Below are 26,597 nucleotides of genomic sequence, written 5' to 3'. Positions count from 1 at the left end.
AAAGTGGGAGGTACTACATGAATAAAAAGATAAAATTTGGAGCTTTCTTAGTTGTACTAAGTTTAACTTTGAGTCCATTGAAAGCCTTTGCTACTGATTTGGAAGACCAAATAAATAGCAATAACCAACAAAAGAATGAACTGGAAAAAAGAAAAGAAGAGGTTAATAATCTTGGAGACAGTGCTAATAAGGATTTGCAAGGAATATTAGAACAAGTAGAATCTAAAAATATTGAATTAACTGCATCTAATGAAAAGGTACAAGCCTTTCAAACTGAAATTGATGCATTGCAGGGACAAATAGATGGATTGCAGGGAAGTACGGATAAGGCTCAAAATGATATAGATTCTAAACAAGAACTTATAGAAAAAAAAGAGCAAGAAAGTATAGAAAGACAAACTATGCTTGGGAATAGGCTTAGAAGTTATTATAAAAATGACATGAATAGCCAAGCCTTATATGTAGTATTAGAAAGTGAAAGTATCACTGATTTAATTAGCAATATGATAAATGTATCAAAGTTATTAAATTTAGATGAAGATTTAATAAATGAAATAAAAGATATACAAGCAATCCTTGATGAGGAGAAGTTATTGTCACAAAAAGAGATGGACAAGCTTAATAAAGAAAAAGAACAAATAAAGAGTAAACAGCAAGAACAAGTTGATGCTCAAAAGGGCTTTATAGATGAGAAAAATAAATATGAAGCAGAAATGCAAGAATTAGCAACTTTAGAAAAATCAAAGGAAGACGCTGTTAATTCGTTATCTCAGCAGGAAAAAGAAATTCAAGATAAAATTGGAGATATAAATTCGTACAATCAGGACCTACAGGACCAAATTAATAAAGTCTTTGAGAATATTAATAATAATAGTAACAATGGGAATACTAATCAAGATATAGCTAATGGAGAAGGGTTTTTAACACCAGCTGGTGGAAGTATATCAAGTCCATATGGCGCTAGAGTTCATCCGATTACAGGAGTAAGTGGATTTCATACTGGCGTTGATTTTGCAGCTTCAAATAATTCTGCTATACTGGCATCAAAGAGTGGTACAGTAGCATTTGCAGGAGTTCAAAGTGGGTATGGTAATGTTGTTATACTTGATCATGGTAATGGAATACAAACGCTATATGCTCATTGTAGCTCTATTTTAATATCCAATGGACAGACAGTTAGTAGAGGTGAAACTATTGCAAAGGTAGGATCAACTGGAAATAGCACAGGGCCCCATTTACACTTTGAAGTAAGGGTTAATGGTAAACATACAAACCCTATGAATTATTTATAGAAAACAGCACTTAGATATACTAAATAATATAGATAGTATATCTAAGTGCTTTTTAAAATAAGTTAAATCATATTAAAAAGCCTGTACTTAAGAAGTACAGGCCAAAGGGTTATGTTCATCCTTTTGAAAGGGATGAATGAACATAATTAGGGGTTATATGAACTCAATTAGTTTAACTAATTGAGCGGTGTGGGCAAAAATAATATATATAAATATATTATAATACAGAAACAAACAAATACCAATATTTTTTGAATTTTAGTAGAATTTAGAATTATATTAGTATATTACAGATAAAAAGATTTAGGAGGAGTAGATTAATGGGTGATAAGAATTTATTAAACGAAATAGATAAAACTATGATGTGTATACTTAAAAGAATTACTGATGGTAGTATAATCGTAGATGAAATTAATCAAGAAAAAAAATTATTAATTAATATTAAAAATGGAGAATATGAAATTATAAAGTGTAATATAGATACAAATAGCAACTGTAATGGTATTTTTATTATAGGAGACGAGAGAAATACATTAGAGGAACTTAAGAGGGAAGTAGAAAATGAAAATTCTACCTTAGATAATGGAGGATTATTAATTATAAGACACATAATTTCTAATAAAGAACATATGGATTCAGTGAAGGAAAAAATATTAGACTTTATTAATGCAAAAGGAATAGAGGATATTAAAGTATATTTTACTTGTTCTAAAAATAATGAAAAACTAGGTTTAGTTACAATTGGACGAAAACACTTAGACTTATTAGCTGATAGACCAGAATATGAAGAATATTCAAGCAATATAGTTGCAGATAAAAAGTGCGGAGGGTGTTGCAGTATAAAAGAAGGAAGTAGCAACAGTGGTTGCGGTAGTAAAGGATGTTGTAAAAATTAAGAATTATTTAATTAAAAAATATGTAAAAATAAGATAGAATAGGTTATAATGTAAGATAGATAGTGGGAAGTTATGATTGTAAATAGATGCTTTCTACAGGAGGTTAGGGTATTGGCTAAACCAAGTATTTTTAGTAAAAACTATGAAAGACGAATGAAAAGAAGAAGGAACAAGATTATATTTACAGCAATTTTAGCAATAGTTGTAGCTGTGATTATAAGCTTTAATTCAGAAATTAAAAATTTTAACTTAACAAATGTGAAAGATAAAATGCAAGCATGGGTAGACAGTGGTAATCAAAATGAGGAAGTTGAAGAAGTTGAGCAAGTTGAAGAAACTGAAACTCCTAAGACTCCAGAAAAAACCTATATTGATATAAATGTTGCTGAAGGAATTGTAGCAAAGGCAGAATATATTGAGGAAGATGGTAAGAAAAAATTTGTATCGGTAGAACCAATAGATGGAATAAGCTTTAATATAAGTCCTTTAAAGGAACAAATATTATTTTTAGATAAGTCACAAAATCTAAAAATTGCTAATAATGAAGGTGTTATTAAAGACTTGACTAAAAAGGAATATGTATCACAGGCAGGTCAAAGTTTCCCGAAAGACCGAATTTTAAGCAGTACACCGACTTATATATGGCATTCACAAGGAAAATTCATAGATGATACTAAAATAATTTATGTAAGTGAGCTACCTTATTTCAGGAATGATGGACAAAAACAATTTGTATGGCTATATGATTTAGCTACAGGTAATGAAAATCCATTATGGAGTTTAGTTGGAAATCAGATAGTGGTAGGGGATATAGTTCCTGATAAGGGAATTGCTATTACAGTAAATGGGGTAGTATTTTACTTGAAAGCTGATGGAAGTGTTTCAAAATAGAATCTATTAATAACAAATAAATTGATAATAATTAGGTATATGTGTTACAATATCCTAGTATATCAAAAGGATAATAAAAAAAGACGACTATTTTAGGAGGAATATAAAAGATGGAAGCTAAAATGGAAAAAATAGAAGTAAACTTAGTGAAAATTGAAGTAAGAGTAGAGGCAGAAAAGTTTAGTGAGGCTTTAAAGAAATCTTATAATAAGAATAAGTCAAATTATACTGTTCAAGGATTTAGAAATGGAAAAGTACCAATGTCAATGGTTAAAAAGTTTTATGGAATAGAAGTATTATTTGAAGATGCTATTAATTTTGCTATAGATGATACTTATGCTAAGGTTTTAGATGAAAACAATATAAAGCCTGTAGATTATCCAAACATTAATGTAGTTGAAGTTGGAGAAGGTAAAGACTTAGTATATACTGCAGAAATAACAATATTCCCAGAAGTTAAACTTGGAGAATATAAGAAATTAGATGTTAAAAAACCAGTATATGATGTAAAAGATGAAGATATAGAAAAAGAATTAAAGGCTATGCAAGAAAAAAATTCAAGAGTTGAAACTAAAACAGAAGGAACTGTTGAAAATGGAAATATAGCCATTATAGATTTTAAAGGATCCGTTGATGGTGTTTTATTCGAGGGTGGAGAAGGAACAGATTTTTCTCTAGAAATAGGTTCAGGTTCATTTATAGGTAACTTCGAAGAACAATTAGTTGGAGCTGCAGTTGGAGAAAAGAGAGAAGTTAAAGTAACTTTCCCTGAAAACTATGGCAAAGAAGAATTAAACGGAAAAGAAGCTTCTTTTGAAGTAACAGTAAATGTAATAAAGGTTAAAGAACTTCCAGAATTAGATGATGAATTTTCTAAAGAAGTATCAGAATTTGATACTTTAGAAGAAGTTAAAGCAGATATAAAGAAGAAGATGGAAGAAAATAATGAGAAAAAAGCTATTAGTGAATTCGAGAATGCAGTAATTGCAGCAGCTGTTGAAGCGTCAGAAATCGAACTACCACAAATAATGATTGAAAAAGAAATTAATGGTATGGTTTCAGATCTTGAAAATAGATTAAAGCAACAAGGATTGACTTTAGATCAATACATGGAATTTACAGGAAGCTCTACTGAGAAAATGAGAGATTATATGAAATCAAATGCTGAAGCGAAAGTAAAAGCTGATTTGGTTTTAGAAGAAATAAGTAAGGCAGAAAAAATTGAAACTACTGAAGAAGAAGTAAAAGAAAAAGCTTTAGAACTTGCAAAGATGTATTCAGCTTCAGAACATGAAAAAATGGCTGAAATGCTACTTAAGTCACAAAAACCTATGATAGAAAAAGATATAATTATAGAGAAAACAATAAAGGTGTTAACTAATAACGTAAAATAGTTTAATATTGAAAAATAATTGCCAAAATTAATTTTTGGCAATTATTTCAAATATAAGTGTTAACAAAAGTTATAAAATCTTGTATAATTGTATATAACTCTAAAGTTAAAAGATAGAGATATATAAATAGGAGGTAATAAAATGGCATTAGTACCTATGGTAGTAGAACAAACTGGTAGAGGTGAAAGATCATACGATATATTTTCTAGATTATTAAAAGATAGAATAGTAATGCTAAGTGGAGAAGTAAACGATGATTCCTCAAATCTTATCGTTTCTCAATTACTATTTTTAGAGAGTGAAGATCCAGATAAGGACATTTATTTATATATAAATAGTCCAGGAGGTTCTGTAACAGCAGGAATGGCTATATATGATACAATGAATTATATTAAGGCTGATGTTTCAACTATTTGTATAGGATTAGCTGCATCAATGGGTGCTTTCTTATTATCTAGTGGAGCAAAGGGAAAGAGAGTAGCTCTTCCAAATGCTGAAATTATGATTCATCAACCATCAGGTGGTTTCCAAGGGCAAGCAACAGATATTGATATTCATGCAAAAAGAATATTAGTTACTAAAGAAAAGCTTAATAGAATATTAAGTGAAAATACAGGGAAATCTATAGAAGTACTTTCTAAAGACGTAGAAAGAGATTATTATTTAGATGCAGATGAAGCTGTTGAATATGGAATAATTGACAAGGTTATGATAAAAAATGAAATAGGTAAAAAGAAGTAATATAACATTACTCAAAGTGAGGTGAATAAATGGCTAAGTATGATGACAAAAAACAATTAAAATGTTCGTTTTGTGGCAAAAATCAGGATCAAGTTAAGAGATTAATAGCAGGTCCTGGAGTCTATATATGTGATGAATGTATTGATTTATGTTCAGATATTATTGCTGATGAATTTGAGGAAACTGTAGAGTTTGATTCAAAAGAATTACCAAAGCCACAGGAAATTAAAAAGTATCTAGATGATTATGTTATTGGGCAAGAAAGAGCAAAAAAAGCTCTCTCCGTATCTGTATATAATCATTATAAAAGAGTTAATTCTAAGGATGTAAATGATGAAATTGAACTGCAAAAGAGTAATATATTACTCTTAGGACCTACAGGTTCAGGTAAAACATTTTTAGCTCAAACTTTAGCTAGATATTTAAATGTACCATTTGCAATAGCTGATGCTACAACGTTAACTGAAGCAGGATATGTTGGAGAAGATGTTGAGAATATTCTTTTAAGACTTATTCAAAATGCTGATTATGATGTAGAAAAAGCTGAAAAGGGAATAATTTATATTGATGAAATAGATAAGATTGCTAGAAAATCAGAAAATCCATCTATTACAAGGGATGTATCTGGAGAAGGTGTTCAACAAGCCTTACTAAAAATATTAGAAGGAACTGTAGCATCTGTACCACCTCAAGGGGGAAGAAAACATCCACATCAAGAATTTATTCAAATAAATACTGCTAATATATTATTTATATGTGGTGGAGCTTTTGATGGAGTAGACAAGATAATTGAAAAGAGAACTAGAACTAGTTCAATAGGTTTTGGTGCTGATATACAATCTAAAGAAAATAAGGATGTTGGAAAATTATTCAAAGAAATTCTTCCAACAGATTTATTGAAATTTGGATTAATACCTGAATTTGTAGGTAGAGTACCAATTGTTGTGACTCTTGATTCATTAGATGTATCAGCTTTAGTTGATATACTAAGCAAACCTAAAAACGCTTTAATAAAGCAATATAAGAAATTAGTTGAAATGGATAATGTTGAACTTGATTTTACTCCGAAAGCTTTACAGGCTATAGCAGAAAAGGCTATAGAAAGAAAAACTGGTGCTAGAGGGTTAAGGTCTATAATAGAAGATGTACTGACTGAAATAATGTTTGATATTCCTTCTGATGAAAGAATAACAAAGATTGTTATTACAGAACCGACTATTACAAAAAGAGAACAACCGGAAATTCATAGGCTACCTGAAGGAGAAGAAAGACTACTTCAAAAGCCTAAAAAGATAAAAAAGAGTAAGGGTATGGAAACAGCTTAATTCAAAGTACAATGGCAATAGCTATTGTACTTTTTTTATAGAAAAAAATTTAATTGTAATTGAATAGTACAACCTTCATAAGTTCATAATTATAACAAAAGAAGTTATAAATTATGGAGGGGATATAGATAATGGCAGAAATATTAATCATATTACAAGTAGTGTTAATGGCAGTGTTAATATATTTTATAGTCAGTAGTAATAAAGGAATGAAAACTAAAAAAATAATAATAAATAAAGAGAATAGAAAAGAGATGGATAAATTAAAAAAAATGAGAAGCATAGCGTTAACTATTCCTTTAACTGAAAAAAGTAGACCAAAAAAATTAGAAGAAGTAATTGGTCAAGAAAAAGGAATACTTGCATTAAAAGCAGCTCTTTGTGGTCCTAACCCACAACATGTTTTAATATATGGGCCACCCGGAATTGGGAAAACTGCAGCAGCTAGATTGGTTTTGCAAGAAGCAAAAAACAATCCTAAATCACCTTTTAAAAATGCGGCTAAATTCGTTGAGATAGATGCAACTATATTAAGGTTTGATGAAAGAGGAATAGCAGATCCTTTAATTGGTTCTGTTCATGATCCAATATATCAAGGAGCTGGAGCACTTGGCGTTGCAGGAATACCTCAACCAAAACCAGGAGCTGTAACAAAAGCTCATGGAGGAATGTTATTTATTGATGAAATTGGTGAACTTCATCCAATTGAATTAAATAAATTACTGAAGGTTCTAGAGGATAGAAAAGTCTTTTTAGATAGTGCATATTACAGCTCAGAGGATCCTAATATGCCAGATTATATAAAAGAGATTTTTGATAATGGATTGCCAGCAGATTTTAGATTAATTGGGGCCACAACACGAAGACCGGACGAAATTTTGCCTGCTATTAGATCAAGATGTGTAGAGATATTTTTTAGAAGTCTTATGCCAGATGAAATAATAGAAATTGGTAATAATGCAACAGCTAAATTTGGACTTGAAATAGAGAAAAAGGCAGAGAAAGCTATAGGAGAATATTGCTATAATGGTAGAGAAGTTGTTAATTTAATTCAATTATCTGGAGGGATAGCCTTAAATGCAGGAAGAAATAATATTACTTTTGAAGATGTAGAATGGGTAATTGAAAATGGACAATATACGAAGCGAATAGAAACAAAAATTAGCAAAGAACCACAGGTAGGTATTGTAAATGGATTAGCTATTTATGGAGCAAATCAAGGAATTACTATGCAGATTGAGGTATCAGCAAAGAAAGTACTAGGAAACAAGGGAACTTTGAAGGTATGTGGAATGGTTGAAGAAGAGAGTATTTCTAATTCTAATAGAAGAATAAAATTAAAAAGTACTGCAATATCTTCAGTAGAGAATGTAGTTACTGTATTAAATAATATTTATGATCTTAATTGTAGTAAGTATGATATTCATATAAATTTTCCTGGAGGTACACCGGTAGATGGACCTTCAGCAGGCATAGCAATTGCTACTGCCATATACAGTGCTATTAAGGGAATTAAAATAGATAATCATATTGCAATGACAGGTGAAATTGGCGTATTAGGTGGAGTAAAACCTATAGGTGGAGTTAAAGCTAAAATCATGGGGGCTAAGAAAGCAGGTGCAAATATTATTATTATTCCTAAAGAGAATTGGAGTTCAAGTTTAGATGGTATCAAAGGAATTAAGATATATTTAGTTGAGAGTATAGGAGAAGTATTTAATAAAGTGTTTTATAAAAATGAAGAACTTAGATTTGTTGAAAATGATGCAAATATAGATATACTTTCGGCAAGCCTAAGAGATGATATAAAAGGTACTATCTAGTTTAAGCACAATCAAAAAAATATATATCGTATCTTTGGCCTATTATTTTCTTTCATGTGCATAAGTGACTTTTTCATTATTATTTATTGAAAAAAAAAATTATTATGTGTATACTATTTAAGACTAATAAATAATATGTGGATGGAGGAAAGAAATATGGATAAAAAGAATACACTTCCATTAATTCCTCTAAGAGGAGTAACTATTTTTCCTAATATGATACTGCACTTTGATGTAGGTAGAAAAAAATCTATTGAAGCTATAGAAGTAGCTATGCTAAATAATGAAGATATTTTTTTAGTAGCACAAACTGATATTGAAAAGGATGATCCTACAAAAGAGGATTTAACTGATATAGGAACTTTATGCAAAATAAAGCAGATCATAAAATTACCTGGAGATATTATGAGAGTTCTAGTTGAAGGTAATGCAAGAGGAAAAGTAAAAGAATATCTAGATAATGAAGAATATTTCGAAGTTATTGTGGAGACTATTGAAGAAAAGGGTATAGAAGATATAGAGACTCAAGGGTATTTTAATAGCCTAAGGAAATCTTTTAAGAAATTCGTAAAAATGGCTGGTGATAACTCTGAGGAAATGGATAAAAATATAACATATGAAAAAAATCCTTATGCTTTTACTGATATAGTGTCTAGTTATCTTCCATTGCAAGAAGATACTAAACAAGAGTTGTTAAAAACTTTAGATATTAAAAAAAGAATTGAGCTACTGTTAGTGACATTAGAAAATGAGTCTAAGGTCATTACAGTTCAAAACAAGATTGCAAATAAAATGAAGAAAAGTATTGATGACTCTCAAAAGCAATTTTATCTTAGGGAACAACTTAAGTTTATTCAAGAAGAACTTGGAGAAGATGATGAGGAAAAAGTTATAATAAAAGACTTTGAAGAAAAGATAAATAACAATAAGCTACCAGATGAAGTTAAGACTAAGGCTTTGAAAGAGTTGGGTAGACTGAAAATTATGAATATGTCTTCATCAGAAGGAAATACAGTACAATCTTATTTGGAATGGTTACTGGACGTGCCTTGGGGTAAATATACCAAAGAAAGATTAGATTTAGCTAAAGCTGAGAAAGTGTTAAATGATGAACATTATGGGTTAGAGGATGTTAAAGAAAGAATTATTGAATACCTTGCAGTAAAGAAAATGAGTGGATCAATGAAAGGCCCTATTCTTTGTTTGGTAGGACCTCCGGGGGTAGGTAAAACTTCTATTGGAAAGTCTATAGCTAAAGCCATTAATAGAAAATATGTAAGGATGTCCTTGGGTGGGTTAAAAGATGAATCCGAAATTAGAGGTCATAGAAGGACTTATGTAGCAGCACTTCCTGGTAGAATTGTTTATGGATTAAAGGAAGCTGGGTCCATGAATCCATTAATACTTTTAGATGAAATTGATAAGTTAAGTTCTGAATATAAGGGGAATCCTGCTGATGCTTTTTTAGAAGTATTGGATGGTGAACAAAATAAAACCTTTAGAGATAATTTCATTGAGTTACCTATTGATTTGTCTAAAACTTTATTTATAACTACGGCAAATAGCTTAGATACAATTCCAATAGCACTCCTAGATAGAATGGAAATAATTGAAGTTTCAGGATATACTTATGAAGAAAAGTTCCATATTGCTAAATCTCATCTTATGACTAAGATACTTAAAGAATATAATATTGATAAAAAAACAATAAAGTTGCAAGATGATGCAATTAGGGAAGTAGTAGATGGATATACAAGAGAATCAGGAGTTAGAGGCTTGGAGAGAACCTTAGGAAAACTTATTAGAAAAGCTGTTGCTAATTTGGCAAAGGAAGAAAAAGCAAGCATAACTATTAACCTAAAAAAAGTTGAAGAGTTATTAGGGGCTAGAACATATACTTTTGATAAAATAGAAAATGAAGATAAGCTGGGAGTAGTAACTGGAATGGCATGGACTGCATATGGTGGAGATACTCTACCTATAGAAGCTATGGTTATGAAAGGCGCTGGTAAACTTGAATTAACAGGACAACTTGGAGATGTAATGCAAGAATCAGCAAGGGCAGCATATTCTTTTGTTAGAGCAAATGCACAGAAATATGGTGTTAAAGAAGATTTTTATAAAAACAGAGATATTCACATTCATGTTCCTGAGGGCGCAGTGCCAAAGGATGGCCCTTCAGCTGGAGTTACTATGGTTACAGCTTTAGTGTCAGCTTTATCTGGTAGAAAAGTTAAAGGCAATGTTGCTATGACAGGAGAGGTTACCTTAACTGGCAGAGTTTTGCCTATTGGAGGATTAAAAGAGAAAACTTTAGCAGCATTTAGAGCTGGAGTGGATACTATAATAATTCCTAAGGAAAATGCAAGAGACATAGAGAAGATACCAACTAGTATAAGAAGTAAGTTAACTATAATAGAAGCTGCACATGTTGGAACAGTTTTAGAAAATGCTTTAATTGGAGATGATACGAATGATAATTAAAACGAGTGAATTTATTATTTCAGCTGTAAAGAAATTTCAGTACCCTATTGATAATAGAGTAGAAATTGCCTTTGTAGGAAGATCAAATGTAGGTAAAAGTTCAATAATCAATGCCTTAACAAACAAGAGACATTTAGCGAAAATTGGTAAGACTCCAGGAAAGACAAGATTAATTAATTTTTTTCTTATAAATAATGACTTTCATTTAGTAGATTTACCTGGATATGGATATGCTAAAGTATCTAAGAAAGAACAGGCAAGTTGGGGAAAAATAATTGAAACATATTTATATGATAGAGAAGAACTTAAGAGAGTTGTTTTATTAGTAGATTCAAGACATAAACCTACTGCTGATGATATTACTATGTATGAATGGATTAAACATTATGGATACGACGTTATTGTAGTAGCCACTAAAAAAGATAAAATATCAAACAATGATTTAAGAAAGCAAGAAAAGTTAATTAGAGAAACGTTGAAAATACCTGATGATAAAAAATTATACCTATTTTCCTCTGCTAATAAAAGAGGAAGAGATGAGTTAGTGGATTATTTGTTTGAAGATTTAGCTAGTGAATAAAAAGTTTGAAGAGAGTGTAAGATGAAATTCTTACACTCTCTTTTTTTTCAACATTATATAATCATTTCAAACAAAATAATTCTAAATATCTTTATGCTAAAGCTGTGGCAAATAAATTTAGAGAGAATAGTATATAGTATGAAATACAAATATAAGATTCAAGGAGGAAATGATTATGGAAATCAATGACATTATTAACGGTTTAAATTCCAATAATAGTGGTAGCAACACTAATAATAATTGTAATAATGCTTGTGGTGGCGGCGGATTCGGTGGCGGATTTGGTGGCGGAGCATGGATATGGATTATTTTAATTCTCGTATTCTTCAGTGGAGGAACTGGATTTGGTGCAGGAAACCAAGGCGCATGTTGTTGCCCAGAACCTAAGTGCTATTGCAAGAAAAAAGAATATGTAGATCCATGTTGTGAGAAAAAAGGTGGGTTATTTGGTGGATCATGGTGGTTATTCTTATTAGTATTATTGTTTATTTGTGGTAGCGGTAATGATTGCTGTGGACCATGTAACTCAGTTGCAAATAATGATAATTTTGGAACCTGTGGATGCTAATAAAAAGCTATCTGATTAATCAAAAGGAGGAGAGATAGTTATGTCAAAGAAAAAGAGAAAAGAAGAATATTGCTGCTGCGAAGCAAATAGTGGATATGGCGGAGGTGGTATACTAGACGGATCAGGCGGCGGAATATGGGAAGTTATACTGTTTTGGTTAATAGCTTGTGGAGCTGGCCTATTAAATAATAATTCAATATTGATAATATTACTATTTTTACTTTACGGCTGCAGCCAAGATTCTTTATAACTGCTAAAGGGTATTGTTGGTAGTAAAGTTAAACGGAGGGCAGAGATGCCCTCCAAAAATTTATAAATTAATATTTAACAGATTAGAAGATTCTACATATAATGATTTATATAATACGTAAATAGGAGGATCGATTATGGCAAAACATAGACATAAATCTTATGAAGGAAATGATATACATGGTAGTCGTCCTATTGGTTCTATGAATAACAATCCATTTGGCATTAATCCTCAGCAACTTTTATCAATGCTAGGTGGAAATATTGATATGAGTGGATTAGGAAATTTATTATCATCAATGAATAAGGATGGATTTGATTTAAATTCATTAAATAATTTTAATTCTACTAACAATAATAATGCAAACAATAACAATAATGCAAACAATAATAATAGTGCGAATTTCAATAATAATGCTACAGGTAATAATACTACACACAACAATAATACTGGTAATAATGCTATCAACAACAATAATAATAATACTCAAAACAACAATGCTACAGATAATAATAATGTTGCAAATAATAATGCTACTGTTAAGACTAAAGCTGCAAGTAAGAATGATAATGTTAATAAGTCTACCCAACATAAGAAAAAAAACCGTGAGAATGAAATCTTAGATTCAGAAGAGGATGAGAATATGGAATTTTTGAAATCTCTAAGAAAAATAGTTGATATAAATAAAATAGAATTTATAGATAAAATAATAGAATTATATGATAAAGGAACTTTTAAAGATAATTCTGAATAAGTGTATAAATTAAGAATGTTTAGTCAATAATAATAATGTACCGGAGAAGATATTCTCCCATAGCTAAGTGAAGATTTTCTTCATATAAGCTAATCCCCCCCAATCCCCCTTTTAGGCCGCCTAGTAAGCGGCCTTTTGCTTTATTGAATATAAAATGATGAAATTTTGTAGGAATTTTCAATAATTTTTTCGAATGTTACATATATTACTAACTCTGTTTTAGAAGAATCATCTTTATCTTTAACATACTTTTCAAAGGTTAACCTCCATTTTAGGGAAGTTATATTTCCATTAGCATTAATATTTTCATCGTAGAAGAACGCATCTTGAAAGCTATAGGAATTTTGTTCCTTATCAAGATTCCATAGAGCTGCTAATTCCTTTGTATCTATACTTTCTTTAAAAATATCTGGAATTTCCTCTAATTCATAATCTTTTTGCACCAAATCTATAAAAGTTTGAATAATTTCTAAATTGAATATAGGTTTACAATCTTTTGTAATATCCAAGATTTCATTATCTAGGACCATAAATGAGTATAACGAAGGTATTCCTGAGAAGGAATTAATATTATAGCATTGAGGAGTTCTGTTCCCACTAGAGTTCAATATTCCAAAGATATTTTTTGAAGCTTCATATATATTAACAAAGTTATCTTCATTCCAAGTAAATAAATAGGTGACAGGTTTTTTATTTTTTGTTCCTTGGATCATGATTTCAGGAGTGGTATTTCTTGATATTTCCTTTACATAAACTTTTAATGGCCACCAAGATACATCATCACATAGGATATTATCTAAGATAAGCTCACTTAAGAAAAATGCTTTATTATTAACAGTTATTTTGATGTCTTTTTTATCATTTTTTGAAATAACTTCTAGAATATCATCTTTACCATCACCAGTAAAATCTGAGGATAAGTTTTTGTTTATATCTATTGGATTAAAAACATTTTCAGATTCAGGAGTATCTAGGGGTAAAATAAGTAATAATAGTAATATTATTAGAATAATCACTACAGAAACATTGAAAAGTTGTTTTTTCTTTAAGATAATGAACTTCATTAAATAATCACCTCAGTTATGTATATGAAATGATTCTAAACATTATAATTCATATAAATGAGAACATAAAAAAGGTTGCTTTATAAAAAGCAACTTTTATTTATCACAGTCTTTACATACACCATAAAAGTATACTTGACTAAATAGAATTCTGAAATCTGTATGTTTATTTGCATCTTCATTTAAGTAATTTAGATCCAAAGAAGAAATATCCTCTACCTTTTTACAATTTATACATTTAATATGAGGATGTGATTTAATATTACCATCATATCGAAAATTTCCTTCACAAACATTTATTTCTTGAATAAGATTAACTTCAACGAGAGTTTTTAATGCTTTATATACCGTTGCAAGACTCATTGTTGGATATTCAGGTTGTATAGCCGTATAAACTGTTTCAGCAGAAGGATGATTAGTAGTGTTCATTAAATATTTGTAAACTGCTAACCTCTGAGGAGTAAGCTTTAACTTCTTCTCTCTAAAGATATTTATTATAGCATTCATAAATTTCATCCCTCCAATTTTAGTATAATTAATTATAATAAAATATAAAATTAATGTCAATTGTTATTTGTAAAATACTATACCTAGCTAATAACAATTATCCAATTATAGAAAGTTTTACAGTTGTGATTAAAGGCAACGAATATTGTTTTTATATAAGATTTATGATAAGATAAAGTAATTGCATTGTTAATTTATTAACAAATATTTTATAAACTTGACTAGATTTAAATAGATGCTATTGCATTTGTTTTATAGTAGGGATAAACTGAAATAAAATAGAATAGTTCAGAATATTTAAGGAGGAAAGTAGAATGGCAAAGTACAAAGTTGGCGATAAATTGGTAATAGTAAATGATCCAAGTAAAGAAAAGAAAAGATTAAAGGAACTTACTCATTTAACTGTTGAAGATGATTATGCGCAGTTTTCTTGGGGTATTAAAATACTAAACGTTGAATATGAACAACCTAATGTTACTTTAACATACAGAAACTTTAAAGGACAAAAAAATAAAGTTTTTGCAGTATGTTCTGAGATAGAAAGTTTTGACCAAGAAAAAGTATTAGAAAAAGCTCTTTTAAAAGCTTTTCAAAATGAAATAATTGATCTTACAGTTATAAAAAACAATGTTCTTGAAAAATAAGGGGTTAAACCCTTTTTTTTATAATTATGTGGAAAATTAAAGAAATTTTTATTTCAATTTATAAGAATATAATATATAATGAAATAAAAAAGGTGTAGAGGAACTTAAGATGGATATATTTTTAGCTAGGCAAGCAATATATAATACAGAAAATGAAGTCGTAGCCTATGAGCTATTATTTAGAAACTCCAATTCAAATTCATTTGCTGGGGATGTTAATGAGGAAAAGGCTACAATTAAATTAATCTCAAATTGCGCAACTATAGGTTTAAGTAATTTAACTAATGGGAAAAGAGCCTTTATAAATTTTCCAAAAGGGGTTTTACTTAAGGATATAATTTGTTTGCTTGAAAGGGAAGAAATAGTAGTTGAGATATTGGAAAATGTTAATCCTACTTATGAAATACTTACTTATTTAATGGAATTGAAAAATAGAAAATATATTATTGCTTTAGATGATGTTGTAATAGATTACAGATATAAAGAATTTGGTGCTTTAATAGATATTTATAAAATAGACTTTGTGGCAACGACAAAGTCAGAGCGGGTAATAATTTTGAATGAGATTAGAAAAATTAATCCACAGGGACAATTATTGGCCGAAAAAGTTGAAACAAAAGAGGATTATAAAGAAGCTTTGAAAAATAATTATTTATATTTTCAAGGGTATTATTTTAGCAAACCTACTATGATATCTGCAAAAGATATAGCTGTAAGAAATGTTAGCTGTTTTAATATTATGGTGGAATTGCTAAGTCCTGATTTTGATGTGGATAAAATTGAAAAAACAATAAAGTCTGATGTTGCAATAAGTTATAAATTAATTAAGTTTTTAAATTCAGCTAGTTTTTCTTTTGTTCAAAAAATAAGATCTATAAAGCAATCTATAGCGCTGCTTGGGAAGAAAGATCTTGCAAAATGGCTATCCCTAGTAGTAATTAGTGAAATGCAAAATAGTAATGCTGAATATACAAATAATACTATAATTAGAGCGCGTTTTTGCGAACTGATTGCTAAAGAAGCAAAATCATCAAAAGAGTCATTAGTTTTTATGGTAGGGCTATTCTCAAATTTAGATGTATTTATGAATAGAAGTATGAAGGATATTATAGTAGAGATTCCTTTAGAGGAAGAGGCAAAAGATGCTTTGCTAGGGTGTGAAAATGATCTTTCAGGAATTCTAAATTTAGTTAAGGCATATGAAAAGATGGATATGAAAAAGGTAGAGGAATACAGTGATAAATTAAATATTGATAAGAAGGGTCTTATTAATATTTATATTGAATCAATTGAATGGTTAAATTGTCTTACAAAAAATTTCTAAATTTAGATTTGTAGATATTTAATATATATTTTAGTTTGCTATATTAATTTTAATTAAATAGAGTATAGTGCATTGGTGTAAGGTGGGGAGAAGATGAGTAAATGTCCGTTTTGGTCAACCGGTATGGAAAAAGTTGAATGCTATAAAGAATGTCCCATGAATATGTTTTTTTCTGTTGAAGAAAACTGTCCATTTAAGGAATATTTATTAAACAACAAAATTTCAGTTAAGGGAATAGAAGAATATGATTATAGAGTTAGTGAAGAAAGAGGATTTGATTTTATATCAGAGTTTACTAAATAGTAAGTTTTCATATAAAATAAAAAGGATGAATAATGAAGGCGTAAAGCCTTATATTCATCCTTTTTTATTTTGTTATTTATAAAAAGTGCCATACTGATTAAGAAGGTCTTGCTTTAAAGACCATAGCTTATCTGAAAGATCCACAAAATAGGTATGAGGATTTTCAAATCTAAGAACTGCAGGCCATAATTTTTTTATTTCTTCTTGAGCAAAACTTTTTATTTCTAATACACTTGGACTAGTATAAACTAATTGACCTTTTTTAAAAATAGGGACTAATAAATCTTTAGTGTAGAAGTTAGTTATTTTTTTCCTCTTCCAAGTATGGATTGGATTAAATAATTCCAAAGATTCATTCTCATCAATTATCTCGTCATGGAGAGTTAAAATATCAGCTATAGCCATGTGTGACTCTTTGTGAAAAATTCGTACAGTCTTCTTAAATCCTGGATTAGTTATTTTTTCATCATTTTCGCTAATCTTAATTTTAGGAAGTATTTGACCTTCCTTTTCAACTGCAGAGAGTTTATAAACTCCTCCAAAGACAGGTTCAGACTTAGCCGTTATTAATCTTTCTCCAACACCGAATGAATCAATAGATGCGCCTTGTTCTAGAACATCCCTTATTATATATTCATCTAATGAGTTAGAAATAACAATTTTACAGTCTTCATATCCAGCCTCATCAAGCATCTGCCTACAAAGGTTAGATAAATATGTTATGTCTCCAGAATCTATTCTAATACCAACATTACTTATACCTTGAGGTTTTAATATTTCATCAAATACCTTTATTGCATTGGGGATACCTGATTTTATTACATTGTAGGTATCAACTAATAATGTACAGTTCTCTGGATAGATTTCAGCCCAGGACTTAAAAGCTTCATATTCTGTATCAAATAATTGTACCCAACTATGTGCCATGGTACCAATTGCAGGTATATTAAACATTTTATCTGATATTGTACATGCTGTTGCACTACAGCCCCCAATAATAGCCGCTCTTGCTCCATATATGGCACCATCATAGCCTTGGGCTCGTCTTGAACCAAATTCCATAACAGATCTACCATTTGCAGCTCTACAGATTCTATTTGCCTTAGTAGCTATTAAGGTTTGATGATTTATAGTTAAAAGAAGCATAGTTTCTATGAATTGAGCTTGTATAACAGGACCTCTTACAGTAACTAAAGGCTCATTTGCAAATACTGGGGTTCCTTCAGGTATAGCCCAAATATCACAGCAAAATTCAAAGTTTTCTAAGTAATTCAAAAAACTTTCAGTAAATAGTTCCTTATTTCTTAAATAATCTATATCATCCTTTGTAAATTTAAGTGAACTAAGGTATTCTATAAGCTGTTCTACTCCAGCCATAATACAATATCCACCACCATCAGGAACTTTTCTAAAAAACATATCAAAATAGGCAATTTTGTCTTCAAGCCCGTGGCTTAAATACCCATTGCCCATAGTCAATTCATAAAAGTCCACTAGCATTGTTAAATTTCTTTGATTTCTCAGGTCAAATGAATTATTATTCTTCATTATAATCTCCTCTTATTAAAATAATTGCATAATACTATTGTACCTCTAGGCGAAAATTATTACAATATAGGTAAAGGTGGGTTGCGTTTATGAATTTAGATAAATATCAGGTAGCCGCTGTTAAAGCGAAGGAAAGAAATCTTCTTGTGGTTGCAGCTCCAGGCTCTGGTAAGACAACAGTTATAGTTAATAGAATAAAGTACCTTGTGGATGAGCTTATGGTTAATGAAGGGCATATAATAGTGCTTACATTCACAAAGGTTGCTGCGGGAAATATGAAAGATAGATATATAGATGCTTTCAAAAAACAAAAAAGCCCTTTTTTTGGAACATTTCATGGATTGTTTTATAAAATGCTTTTAAGGGAAGGCTGTAAAATAAATATAATACAAGGTTATATAACAAATAAAATTATGGAGAGTGTACTTAAAAAGTATTCTGATGAAATAAATGAGGATAGAGTAAAGGAAGCTATTAATAACATTTCATTATATAAAACTTCTAGGGTCAGTCTTGAAGAGTTTGTGCCATCCTTTGGAAAAGATATTTTTATAGAATGTTATGAAAAGTATTCTGAATATAAAAAAGAGAATAATCTATGGGACTTTGATGACCTAGCTATCCAAGTAATTGATCGTATGAGGGAAAATAAGAATCTAAGGGATGGATACAGAAGCTTGTTTAAATATATTTTAGTTGATGAATTCCAAGATTGTGATGAGCTTCAAGTGGACTTTCTAAAAATGATGAATGAGGATACAGATGTCTCGTTATTTGCTGTAGGGGACGAGGATCAATGCATTTATTCATTTAGAGGATCAAAACCTGAGTATATGGTTACCTTCGATAAAATATATTCAGGCGGAAAAAAATATTATCTTTCTAAGAATTATAGAAGTAGTAAGAATATTATAGAATCATCAAAAAAAGTTATTGCCTTTAATAAGGAGAGAAATAATAAGGAAATACTTTGGAATAAGGAAACGGATGGGATAATAAATTGTAGCACTCCATATGATGAAAGGATTCAAGGGGAAGATATAGCCAAAGTTATTAAAAGCCTTAAAGATGGCGGAAAAGATTATAGAGATAACATGATTTTATATAGGACTAATATGGAGTCTATAAGTATAATTGACTCCTTCATAAAGAATAAGATTCCCTTTACTATGATTGATAAAGAATATAATTTCTTCAACCATTTTATTTGCAAAGATTTAATAGCTTATCTTTCAGTAGCCTATAATCCAAATGATAGAGAAGCTTTTGTGAAAATAATCAATAAACCCTTTAGATATATAAGTAAAAGTAATCTAGTTTATTTAAGAGAATATAGGGATGATATAAATCCCTTTGATATATTGATGGAAAAGAATGATACTCCACCCTTTCAAAAAAATAAGCTTCATGATCTAAAGAAGGATTTTAATTATATGAAGAAGTCCTCTTTAAATAGCGTTATTCAATTTATAATATCAGATTTAGGGTACATAGATCATCTTAAGTCCTATGCTCAAAAGTTTGGGAGTAGTATTGAGGATTTAGAAGAAATACTAGAGGAATTTAAATCTTCAGCGGCAGCTTTTAGAAGCATTCCTGAATTCTTTGCTCATATAGATGAGTATGCAAGGAAACTTGAGGAGAGTAAGAAAAACAAGGACGAGGATAGAGTTTTACTTAGTACCATTCATGGGGTTAAGGGAATGGAATTTAAAAACGTCTTTATAATTAACTGTAATGAGGATACAATTCCCCATGCTTCAAGTAAGGAAGAAAACATTGAAGAGGAAAGAAGATTATTTTATGTAGGGATAACTAGAGCAATAGACAATCTATATCTTTTTGTACCTAAGATGAGAAAGGGACAATTTAAGGATGCCTCAAGGTTCATTATAGAAGGAGAATTTATGGCGGCAACAAAGTCCCAACATGGGCTAAAGGCTGATCTGCAGATTAATCATAGAGCATTTGGAAGTGGTGTAATTACTGAGGTTAATGATGATGAGGTTAAGATTAAATTTGATGATGGGATAAGTCGTAAATTTTCTGGAAAGGTGCTTTTAGAGCAGGGATTGGTTATGATTATAGATTAATATGAAGATGATAAATTGGATTTAGAATAGTAGTTCGTTCCATACACGGAAATGATTAAATTTAGGGACATGAATGGAATGATATTGATGGCAAAACTACGATTAAAGACACTAAGAATCAACAATAACTATTAAAATATGTTACGAATAGTACATGGGCTATTGCAAGTCAATAGGGTAACGCCCAGCCACTTTGACAAGTAAGACAAGGTTTTACATCTATGAATTATTGAAACTCGTAGGGGAGGAAGACTGTATATTCAACATAGTTTATAAACCCTGAATCGTCAAACTAAAATCATATCAATTAGGAAAAGACTGTCTTAAAAGCCCGTTAGTATTTTCATTTGTTCCTATAGCTTATAATACAATACCTAAAGATATATGTAATGACACTATTAGAATATGTTTCACTAGGGTTATAAAAGGATAGATCAAATGTTTCAAATATAAATGGATTGATTAACACATATAAAACTATATATAGCCACATGTTGGATATTGATTCCAGCATGTGGCTTATTTTTATACTTATGTTGGCTGTACTTGTTGTTAAATCTTTTGAGAGGTGGAACTGATAAAAATAAGATTTTTAATTACTCGCAAAGCGGTGTTAAATATTATTTTTTCGCTCTAATTTGAAGGCTCAACTTTGATAGTAACCAATTTCCCCAATAGCTTCCCAGTCAAAGAGAATGTCATGGTGCTTGGTTGTCATATTAAAGGTACGAAAGGCAAATGATTTCCTCCCCTCATTTATAAAGATTTCAACAAAACTATTATCAATAAATACATCAACTTGGTAGCTGTTTTTATTTAATCCTATGGTTTTTCGGATTTCTCCATTTGGTACATCCACAGGAAGTGACAAATGAGATCGATCAACACAAATCTGATTCTGCTTAAAATTGAATTGCAATTTCCAATAGTCTCTTGAAGAACCAAATTGAATGGACATCACATCTTGATGATTAGAAACTTCAAAAGCAAGATGATAGGAATTGGACTCTGTACTTAACTTTTGATTATGGAAGGGTTGTTTCTGCTTAAATTGCTCCAGTAACTCAGGAACAACGAAATGCGTTAAATGATTTTGTTTTAATTTCAGTTCATATGGCATAGTTAATCCATGTTTCCACATATCTTTATCAGAAGGAAGCTCTTGTTCTCCGCATCCAAACCAAGCCACCATCATTGGGACATTATTTTTGCCATAAAATGCTTGCGGAGCATAAAAATCAAATCCGGAATCTACTTCATTACTATATTCCGCATAAAAAACTTTATCTGATAAATCCAATTTTCCAACCAAGTACACTGTAGAAAATTGATTTTGATAACGAGTTTCTTCTTTTTCAAGTCCCATTGGTGAAATAATTAAAACATCTTTTCCTTCAACTTGAATGAGGCTCGGACATTCTAACATATAACCCTTATCAATTGGCAGAGAAATGATTCCTTGATATCCCCAATCAATTAAATTCTGACTAGTATAAAGAAGTAACTGACCTACATCATGCTCGTCTTTTGCTCCTAATAACATATAGTAACTTCCATCTCGTTCAAACACAAATGGATCTCGTATTTCCCCTGACATTCCTTCTGGTGCTCCATCAATAATTGGATTTTTTTCTGACTTTTGAATAATACCTGATTTATCCATAATGCACACTGCCTGTTTAGGGATTTTACCTTGAGGCGTTTTATAATTTGCGGTATAAAACAGATACAATAGACCATCTTTTTCAATGGAGTTACCAGAGTAGCAGCCATTCTTTTCATACTCTTGATTTGGAATAAGTGCAATTGCTTTATCTTCCCAATGAACTAAATCAGCTGATTTGGCATGTCCCCAATGTTTCATGCCGTGATTTGGTTCAAATGGAAACCACTGATAGAAAAAATGGTATTGATTATTAAAATAAGCAAGTCCATTGGGATCATTCATCAATCCTGTTTTTGGATAAAGATGATAGTGAGGCAAAAAAGAACTTTTTTGCACAAAATTTTCTAATTGTTTTAGATAATATATATGCTTGTCCTCTAAATATGTGTAATGATTAAATGTTTGAAATTTCATTTTATAACTCCTTTTATTCATGTGAACCTGGTACTCTTTTAAATTTATTGTAAATTAGTAGTAAAAGAATAGTAACTCCAAAGGTAATTAGATTTCCAATGATGTAATGAATCATCACAGGAGGATTTACAATAGTCACACCTGGAATACCCGTTAATCCAAAACCAAGGGCCTTCACAGCAAGAATTTTCATATAAATTCCTCCAAAACCTGCACCGACTACAGCACAAGCAAATGGGATAATCGAATCTTTTATGTTTACGGCGAAAATAGCAGGTTCTGATACACCTACCAGTGTTGGCACAAAACTAGATATTGCTATTTCTCTTCTTTTCGATTTTTTCTTTGCTAATAAAAACATACCTACGCAAGCTGCACCTTGAGCAGTAATTGATACTGCCCATAAAGGTTGTATATAATTAAACCCTGTACTGGCAATCAATTGAGCTTCTATGCTTCCAATAGCATGGTGTGTCCCTGTGATTACCAATGGTTGTAAAACAGCGGCAAAAATAAACGCGCCAAATACTCCGGATTTCATATATAATAACTCAATAACATATCCTAAACCCGTTGCAATTACGTCACCTAGAGGTCCAAACACTAAGAAGAGAGCAGCTGCTGACACAATAATAGTTAGAGTTGGTACTAGAATAAAGGATAATATTTGTGGCACTCGTTTCGTAAGAAATTTTTCAAACTTGGCCAAAAATAGAGAAGTTAGAATAGCTGGGAAAACACCACCTTGAAATGCTACTTCAGGGATATTGATCCCGAAAAAATTCCAATAAGTGATATCAGTTAAATTTCCTTGTAAATAATCAAAACGATTTCCTAATTCGGGGTGAACAAGGACTAGTCCTATAATAATACCTAAAACTGGATTTCCACCAAATCTTTTTGTGGCTGAATACATAATAAATACTGGTAAGAACTTTAAACCTGTTGCAATAACATTTAAAAATGCAGATAAATCGCTAGCCCATTTGTAAGTGTCAGCTAAAGTTGCTTCTAATCCAAATAATCCACTCGTTATTAGAATTGCACGAAAGCCTAATATCATGGCACAACCAACAATCCCTGGAATCAGAGCAACAAAAATATCTGAAAAGGCTTTAAACATTTCTTGTAATTTTCCAGTGCTTTTCCTGCCTTCTGTTTTAACGTCCTCTAAAGAAGATTCTTTGATATCTGCTTCTTCAACAAATGCTGCATAAACCTGGTCGACTAAACCTGTTCCAAAAATGACTTGTAATTGACCACTATTAAAGAAAACACCTTTTGCTCCTTCAATGTTTTCAAGAGCTACTTTATCATATTTTGATGTGTCTTTTAAGACTAAGCGAAGTCTAGTAACACAATGAGCAGCGCTTATTATATTGTCTTTACCTCCAACATTCTCTAATACTTCTTTTGAAATTTTGTTATAATCCATATCTACACTCCTTAATATTATTTATTTAGAAAGCTATTTTTTGGAACGTTCCATGTTTGTCGATTTTATTATAATATGAATTTATTTAGAATGCAATGCTTTTCTGAAAACGGCTTCTTTTTAGAAAACATTTTCTTTTAGCTTAAAAAATAGTTTAAAAAAGATTGTCTGATAGTAAAATCATCAAACAATCTTCGTAACTTTTCCTAAATATTTTAGTTAGATTTGGTAGTTTTTAGATCAAGAAATGTGACGGGAAGCACTTTACTAGTTTTTTGTTTATCTTTATTAACAACAGCAATCAGAAGATTCACTGCTTCTTCTGCAATTTTCTCAACTGGCTGACGAATAGTTGAGATTTTTAATTCTTCTGTTGCATAGCTTCGAGATCCATCAAAACCAATGAGCTGAACATCCTCTGGAATACCGATTCCCATATCCATCAATGCATCTTGACAATAACTTGCATAACGATCCGTAGCACAGAAAATACCATCAAAGTATTGCCCTTTTTCAAACGCTTCTTTAAGAAATAGAGTTATATCTTTGTGGAATACTGCAGAAGAAGTCTTTGGACTAAATATCTCATAATCCACTTTTTCTTCTTTACAAGCTTCTTCAAAGCCTTTTTTTCTAGCTATTAAAGCATTATTACCGTCTACTTGTCTCGTTACGTGAAGAAGTTTTTGACAACCTTTTTTTATTAGTTCGTCTACAGCCATTTTCCCCCCACCCTCATTGTCACTTGTCACATAGGGAATATCGTCATTATAGTAACGCTCAATAGCAACATATGGTGTTTCAGAAGTTAGATAAGGCATAATATTACTGTAAGATATTGAAATAATACCAAAAACTTTATTTTGTTGAGCTATTTCAAGGTATTCTAATTCTGCACGATAGTCATCTTGGGAATTACATAATAGCAATTTCATCCCTTTTTGTTTTAATTTAATTTGCAGTTGATAGGTTAACTCTGAAAAAAATGGGTTCCAGACAGTTGGTAAAATAAATACTACATTACTGGATTTATTTGTTTTAAATTCTCGCGCAGCTACATTGGGAATATAGCCTAATTCTTTAATAGCTTCGTCTACCCTAATACGGGACTCTTCTTTAATTCTCACATTATTAATATAATTAGAAACTGTTCCTCTAGAAACCTTTGCTAGTTTTGCCACATCGTTCATATTTACCATAATTTATTCCTCTTTTTCTTGGCTAATATATTTATTTTTAATCTTACTATCTTGTATAAGCATGTTAATATATCCTTCACATTCGATAATATCATATTCTATTCCCTACTACAATTATCATAATACCAAGGGCGATAAAGCAACAAATACGAAGGTTTGTAACAAAATATTCTTAGTTTGAGTCACACTGGCAAGATATTAGAACACTATTAAGATTAAGACAAGCATTGAGTTTATTCTGCAAGATAAGTAATAATGGAGATTATAAAATACATTTTGAAAAAGAAATTAAAAAGAATAAAGAGCTGGGGTTATAGAATTATAGCTTTATCTTTTTGTTCCTAAAATGAGAAAGAGACAATTCAAGGATGCCTCAAGGTTGATCATAGAGCATTTGGAAGTGGTGTAATCACTGAGGTTAATGATGATGAGGTTAAAATTAAATTTGATGACGGGATAAGTCGTAAGTTTTCTGGGAAGGTGCTTTTAGAACAGGGGTTGGTTATGATAATAGATTAAATAAATGGGAAGATTTTTTGATTTGTTATAGGAGTACAGGATATAATTTTTTAAGGCTGTAAGATAGAGAAATACTATCTTGCAGCCTTGAATTATGTATGGTAAAAGTGGCAAGAAGTTAAGTAATTAAGAAATTAAGAAATTAATAAATTAAGAGATTACATAGTTAATAAATTAAGAAATTACATAATTAATAACTTAAGCGATTAATTTATTAAGAAATTAAACAATTAAATAATTAAGAAGTTATAGGAAACATCAGGCTTTGAGCAATTTTAATAGGATATATTTTTAGGTGCTCTTGCAGCATATAATAGAGAGGTATTGTCAGGAGAACGCGAATCATCTGGTTCTAAATACTCATGGACTATATAATAATCGTAGGAGACCTTTCATTTTGTGGTATAATACTAATAGAAGGGTGGCGATGCTTATGAGTAATGTTCAATTAACTAAAAAAGAAAAAATTAAGTTCGTGAAGGAAGTATTAGATTCAGAAAAAGAATTGTACCGGAATTCAGATAAAGAATATGACTATAAAGATAAATTCTGGCTACATAAATATATAACAAAAGCTGATAGTAGAGCTCTGATAAGAGCTAGTTTGAAACCACTTTATCAAACAGCATTAAACTTAGCTAAAAACAAATAATACTGATTATTCCTAGATAAGGATATACTTTAGACTTATTAAGGGGACATAACTAAATACAAAAGAAAAAGAGATTAGAAGAAATTCTAATCTCTTTTATTCTGGTGCGCCCAGCATGGGCGTGCACTAATCGGTGAAAGTCCGTAATGGAGGCTGATAGTGCCAACCATTTAGCTTAAGACAAGGGTGTCCATTGTGAGGTGGAATCTGAAGGAAGTCGGCGGCAAACCT

General features: G+C 30.5%; 23 protein-coding genes. 17 read left to right on the top strand and 6 right to left on the bottom strand.

Annotated features, from left to right (window positions below; all coding sequences use genetic code 11):
• Positions 1 to 17 precede the first annotated feature (17 nt).
• From CLVI_RS09010 to CLVI_RS08955, 12 genes are all read left to right on the top strand, one after another.
• Positions 18 to 1,292, top strand: coding sequence for a murein hydrolase activator EnvC family protein (locus CLVI_RS09010; protein WP_207655352.1), 1,275 nt, complete (start codon positions 18 to 20; stop codon positions 1,290 to 1,292).
• Between the two features lie 320 nt (positions 1,293 to 1,612).
• Positions 1,613 to 2,188, top strand: coding sequence for a hypothetical protein (locus CLVI_RS09005; RefSeq protein ID WP_106059797.1), 576 nt, complete (start codon positions 1,613 to 1,615; stop codon positions 2,186 to 2,188).
• A 111-nt stretch (positions 2,189 to 2,299) separates the two neighbouring features.
• On the top strand, positions 2,300 to 3,079 hold the full coding sequence (locus CLVI_RS09000; RefSeq protein WP_106059796.1) for a hypothetical protein: 780 nt from the start codon (positions 2,300 to 2,302) through the stop codon (positions 3,077 to 3,079).
• A gap of 110 nt (positions 3,080 to 3,189) precedes the next feature.
• Complete coding sequence (gene tig / locus CLVI_RS08995; RefSeq protein WP_106059795.1) at positions 3,190 to 4,473, top strand: trigger factor; 1,284 nt, start codon at positions 3,190 to 3,192, stop codon at positions 4,471 to 4,473.
• Positions 4,474 to 4,614: 141 nt separating this feature from the next.
• Positions 4,615 to 5,214: an ATP-dependent Clp endopeptidase proteolytic subunit ClpP gene (clpP, locus tag CLVI_RS08990; protein ID WP_106059794.1), complete on the top strand. Its 600-nt coding sequence runs from the start codon at positions 4,615 to 4,617 to the stop codon at positions 5,212 to 5,214.
• A gap of 29 nt (positions 5,215 to 5,243) precedes the next feature.
• Positions 5,244 to 6,539, top strand: a complete 1,296-nt coding sequence (clpX, locus tag CLVI_RS08985; protein WP_106059793.1) for an ATP-dependent Clp protease ATP-binding subunit ClpX — start codon at positions 5,244 to 5,246, stop codon at positions 6,537 to 6,539.
• A 131-nt stretch (positions 6,540 to 6,670) separates the two neighbouring features.
• On the top strand, positions 6,671 to 8,362 hold the full coding sequence (lonB, locus tag CLVI_RS08980; RefSeq protein WP_106059792.1) for an ATP-dependent protease LonB: 1,692 nt from the start codon (positions 6,671 to 6,673) through the stop codon (positions 8,360 to 8,362).
• A gap of 156 nt (positions 8,363 to 8,518) precedes the next feature.
• Complete coding sequence (gene lon, locus CLVI_RS08975; RefSeq protein ID WP_106059791.1) at positions 8,519 to 10,846, top strand: endopeptidase La; 2,328 nt, start codon at positions 8,519 to 8,521, stop codon at positions 10,844 to 10,846.
• Positions 10,836 to 11,426 (top strand): ribosome biogenesis GTP-binding protein YihA/YsxC, encoded by a 591-nt coding sequence (gene yihA, locus CLVI_RS08970; protein ID WP_106059790.1) that lies wholly within the window; start codon positions 10,836 to 10,838, stop codon positions 11,424 to 11,426. The genes lon and yihA overlap by 11 nt, the downstream gene beginning before the upstream one ends.
• A gap of 175 nt (positions 11,427 to 11,601) precedes the next feature.
• Complete coding sequence (locus tag CLVI_RS08965; RefSeq protein ID WP_207655351.1) at positions 11,602 to 11,994, top strand: hypothetical protein; 393 nt, start codon at positions 11,602 to 11,604, stop codon at positions 11,992 to 11,994.
• Between the two features lie 40 nt (positions 11,995 to 12,034).
• Entirely contained in the window at positions 12,035 to 12,244 is a 210-nt protein-coding gene (locus CLVI_RS08960; RefSeq protein ID WP_106059789.1) for a hypothetical protein, read from the top strand.
• A gap of 136 nt (positions 12,245 to 12,380) precedes the next feature.
• The gene (locus CLVI_RS08955; RefSeq protein ID WP_106059788.1) at positions 12,381 to 12,998 is read left to right on the top strand and encodes a hypothetical protein; all 618 of its coding nucleotides are present in this window, start codon (positions 12,381 to 12,383) and stop codon (positions 12,996 to 12,998) included.
• 140 nt (positions 12,999 to 13,138) lie between these two features.
• Here CLVI_RS08955 and CLVI_RS08950 read toward each other — a convergent pair whose 3' ends face one another.
• A complete protein-coding gene (locus CLVI_RS08950; protein WP_106059787.1) occupies positions 13,139 to 14,062 on the bottom strand; it encodes a hypothetical protein in 924 nt (307 codons plus the stop codon).
• Between the two features lie 96 nt (positions 14,063 to 14,158).
• Positions 14,159 to 14,569, bottom strand: a complete 411-nt coding sequence (gene perR, locus CLVI_RS08945; RefSeq protein ID WP_106059786.1) for a transcriptional regulator PerR — start codon at positions 14,567 to 14,569, stop codon at positions 14,159 to 14,161.
• Between the two features lie 314 nt (positions 14,570 to 14,883).
• Here perR and CLVI_RS08940 point away from each other — a divergent pair, with 314 nt between their 5' ends.
• The 3 genes from CLVI_RS08940 to CLVI_RS08930 all read left to right on the top strand — a co-directional run bounded on the left by CLVI_RS08940 (position 14,884) and on the right by CLVI_RS08930 (position 16,840).
• Positions 14,884 to 15,213, top strand: coding sequence for a hypothetical protein (locus CLVI_RS08940; RefSeq protein ID WP_106059785.1), 330 nt, complete (start codon positions 14,884 to 14,886; stop codon positions 15,211 to 15,213).
• Between the two features lie 109 nt (positions 15,214 to 15,322).
• Complete coding sequence (locus CLVI_RS08935) at positions 15,323 to 16,537, top strand: EAL and HDOD domain-containing protein (protein WP_106059784.1); 1,215 nt, start codon at positions 15,323 to 15,325, stop codon at positions 16,535 to 16,537.
• A gap of 123 nt (positions 16,538 to 16,660) precedes the next feature.
• Complete coding sequence (locus CLVI_RS08930; RefSeq protein WP_242980631.1) at positions 16,661 to 16,840, top strand: hypothetical protein; 180 nt, start codon at positions 16,661 to 16,663, stop codon at positions 16,838 to 16,840.
• Between the two features lie 72 nt (positions 16,841 to 16,912).
• Here CLVI_RS08930 and CLVI_RS08925 read toward each other — a convergent pair whose 3' ends face one another.
• A complete protein-coding gene (locus tag CLVI_RS08925) occupies positions 16,913 to 18,388 on the bottom strand; it encodes a nicotinate phosphoribosyltransferase (protein WP_106059782.1) in 1,476 nt (491 codons plus the stop codon).
• An 89-nt stretch (positions 18,389 to 18,477) separates the two neighbouring features.
• Between CLVI_RS08925 and CLVI_RS08920 the strand changes: the two genes are divergently transcribed.
• Complete coding sequence (locus CLVI_RS08920; RefSeq protein WP_106059781.1) at positions 18,478 to 20,481, top strand: ATP-dependent helicase; 2,004 nt, start codon at positions 18,478 to 18,480, stop codon at positions 20,479 to 20,481.
• Between the two features lie 646 nt (positions 20,482 to 21,127).
• Here CLVI_RS08920 and CLVI_RS08915 read toward each other — a convergent pair.
• The 3 genes from CLVI_RS08915 to CLVI_RS08905 form a co-directional block, all read right to left on the bottom strand.
• The gene (locus CLVI_RS08915) at positions 21,128 to 22,561 is read right to left on the bottom strand and encodes a glycoside hydrolase family 32 protein (protein WP_170065633.1); all 1,434 of its coding nucleotides are present in this window, start codon (positions 22,559 to 22,561) and stop codon (positions 21,128 to 21,130) included.
• Positions 22,562 to 22,574: 13 nt separating this feature from the next.
• On the bottom strand, positions 22,575 to 23,996 hold the full coding sequence (locus CLVI_RS08910; RefSeq protein ID WP_106059779.1) for a PTS transporter subunit EIIC: 1,422 nt from the start codon (positions 23,994 to 23,996) through the stop codon (positions 22,575 to 22,577).
• 215 nt (positions 23,997 to 24,211) lie between these two features.
• Entirely contained in the window at positions 24,212 to 25,195 is a 984-nt protein-coding gene (locus CLVI_RS08905) for a LacI family DNA-binding transcriptional regulator (RefSeq protein WP_106059778.1), read from the bottom strand.
• A 952-nt stretch (positions 25,196 to 26,147) separates the two neighbouring features.
• Here CLVI_RS08905 and CLVI_RS08900 point away from each other — a divergent pair.
• Positions 26,148 to 26,366 carry a hypothetical protein gene (locus tag CLVI_RS08900; protein ID WP_146127318.1) on the top strand — a complete coding sequence of 73 codons (219 nt, stop codon included), beginning with the start codon at positions 26,148 to 26,150 and terminating at the stop codon, positions 26,364 to 26,366.
• The last annotated feature ends 231 nt before the right edge of the window (positions 26,367 to 26,597 follow it).

Origin of the sequence: Clostridium vincentii (assembly GCF_002995745.1) — a bacterium.
Lineage (GTDB): Bacteria > Bacillota > Clostridia > Clostridiales > Clostridiaceae > Clostridium > Clostridium vincentii.
The sequence above is the reverse complement of the archived record's forward strand: the minus strand, read 5'-3'. Positions and strand labels throughout refer to the sequence as shown.

Coding starts and splice junctions, on each gene's coding strand:
- CLVI_RS09010 (WP_207655352.1), top strand. CDS start 18: ATGAATAAAAAGATAAAATTTGGAGCTTTCTTAGTTGTACTAAGTTTA.
- CLVI_RS09005 (WP_106059797.1), top strand. CDS start 1,613: ATGGGTGATAAGAATTTATTAAACGAAATAGATAAAACTATGATGTGT.
- tig (WP_106059795.1), top strand. CDS start 3,190: ATGGAAGCTAAAATGGAAAAAATAGAAGTAAACTTAGTGAAAATTGAA.
- clpP (WP_106059794.1), top strand. CDS start 4,615: ATGGCATTAGTACCTATGGTAGTAGAACAAACTGGTAGAGGTGAAAGA.
- clpX (WP_106059793.1), top strand. CDS start 5,244: ATGGCTAAGTATGATGACAAAAAACAATTAAAATGTTCGTTTTGTGGC.
- lonB (WP_106059792.1), top strand. CDS start 6,671: ATGGCAGAAATATTAATCATATTACAAGTAGTGTTAATGGCAGTGTTA.
- lon (WP_106059791.1), top strand. CDS start 8,519: ATGGATAAAAAGAATACACTTCCATTAATTCCTCTAAGAGGAGTAACT.
- yihA (WP_106059790.1), top strand. CDS start 10,836: ATGATAATTAAAACGAGTGAATTTATTATTTCAGCTGTAAAGAAATTT.
- CLVI_RS08965 (WP_207655351.1), top strand. CDS start 11,602: ATGGAAATCAATGACATTATTAACGGTTTAAATTCCAATAATAGTGGT.
- CLVI_RS08960 (WP_106059789.1), top strand. CDS start 12,035: ATGTCAAAGAAAAAGAGAAAAGAAGAATATTGCTGCTGCGAAGCAAAT.
- CLVI_RS08955 (WP_106059788.1), top strand. CDS start 12,381: ATGGCAAAACATAGACATAAATCTTATGAAGGAAATGATATACATGGT.
- CLVI_RS08950 (WP_106059787.1), bottom strand. CDS start 14,062: ATGAAGTTCATTATCTTAAAGAAAAAACAACTTTTCAATGTTTCTGTA.
- perR (WP_106059786.1), bottom strand. CDS start 14,569: ATGAATGCTATAATAAATATCTTTAGAGAGAAGAAGTTAAAGCTTACT.
- CLVI_RS08940 (WP_106059785.1), top strand. CDS start 14,884: ATGGCAAAGTACAAAGTTGGCGATAAATTGGTAATAGTAAATGATCCA.
- CLVI_RS08935 (WP_106059784.1), top strand. CDS start 15,323: ATGGATATATTTTTAGCTAGGCAAGCAATATATAATACAGAAAATGAA.
- CLVI_RS08930 (WP_242980631.1), top strand. CDS start 16,661: ATGGAAAAAGTTGAATGCTATAAAGAATGTCCCATGAATATGTTTTTT.
- CLVI_RS08925 (WP_106059782.1), bottom strand. CDS start 18,388: ATGAAGAATAATAATTCATTTGACCTGAGAAATCAAAGAAATTTAACA.
- CLVI_RS08920 (WP_106059781.1), top strand. CDS start 18,478: ATGAATTTAGATAAATATCAGGTAGCCGCTGTTAAAGCGAAGGAAAGA.
- CLVI_RS08915 (WP_170065633.1), bottom strand. CDS start 22,561: ATGAAATTTCAAACATTTAATCATTACACATATTTAGAGGACAAGCAT.
- CLVI_RS08910 (WP_106059779.1), bottom strand. CDS start 23,996: ATGGATTATAACAAAATTTCAAAAGAAGTATTAGAGAATGTTGGAGGT.
- CLVI_RS08905 (WP_106059778.1), bottom strand. CDS start 25,195: ATGGTAAATATGAACGATGTGGCAAAACTAGCAAAGGTTTCTAGAGGA.
- CLVI_RS08900 (WP_146127318.1), top strand. CDS start 26,148: ATGAGTAATGTTCAATTAACTAAAAAAGAAAAAATTAAGTTCGTGAAG.